Consider the following 857-nt stretch of genomic DNA (forward strand, 5'->3'; position numbering starts at 1 on the left):
TCGCCGGCCGAGCCCCGGGCCTCGCCGCGGCCCGATTCCACGGTCTGCTGCTCGGCCTGGCCGCGGCGCGCGACCTTGCTGTTGCCGGGGATCGAGGCCGAGGAGCTCGCCTCCTTGTTGCCCGCCAGGCCCTCGCCGCTGGAATTGGCCTGGAGGGTGTTGTCCTTCTCCTGGTTGGCGGTGTTGTTGTAGCGGGCGCCGTACTGCGCCGAGCCGTTGGCGGTGCCGCCGCCCTTGCGGTCGATCGCCTCGGCGACGAGCTGGGCGATCAGCGAGCGGTTGGCCTGCGCGTCGGCGTCGCGCGGGTTGAACTGCAGCGCCGCGTCGTAGGCCTCGATCGCGCCGGCATAGTCGCCCGTCCGGGCGAGCGCGTTGCCGAGGTTGTAGGCGTTGCGCCGGCCGCCGTTGCGGAACACGGCCGCCGCCTCGTCGTAGCGGCCGGCCTCGTACAGGGCCGGCCCGCGCCAGGCCGGATCGTCGAGCACCGCGAGCGCCGCCGAGGGCAGTCCGACCCCGATCAGCAGGCGGCCGAGGCCGGTGCGCGGCTGCGAGACCAGCATCAGCGCGAGGATGACGGCCCCGGCCGCGGCGAGCCCGAAGGTCCGGGCCCAGCGCCGCCAGCCGCGGGAGAGCGCGGCCGAGACGGCGGGGGAGAGCGGCCGGCGGCCGAGCGCGAAGGCGGCCATCACGCGCTCCTCCGGAACAGGATCAGCGCCGGCCCCAGCGCGAGCAGCAGCAGCCAGCGCCCGAGATCGGCGAAGGCGAGCACGGCGTAGCCGCCCGCCGCCAGGTGCTGCGCGGTGCCGGCGCCGACCGCGTCGAGCACCGGGGCGGGTGCCGACAGGTCGGCCGCGACC

The 857-nt window shown here is 76.4% G+C and carries 1 protein-coding gene and 1 pseudogene; both read right to left on the bottom strand.

All coding sequences use genetic code 11. The features are described 5' to 3' along the window. Positions 1-686, bottom strand: a 686-nt coding sequence (locus FV230_RS28775) for a tetratricopeptide repeat protein (RefSeq protein WP_147844784.1), incomplete at its 3' end; no start/stop codon positions are given. Then, a pseudogene (locus FV230_RS31405) lies at positions 686-857 on the bottom strand (VWA domain-containing protein); the annotation flags it as partial. The pseudogene FV230_RS31405 and the gene FV230_RS28775, both read right to left, overlap by 1 nt.

This window comes from Methylobacterium sp. WL6, assembly GCF_008040095.1.
Classification (GTDB): domain Bacteria; phylum Pseudomonadota; class Alphaproteobacteria; order Rhizobiales; family Beijerinckiaceae; genus Methylobacterium.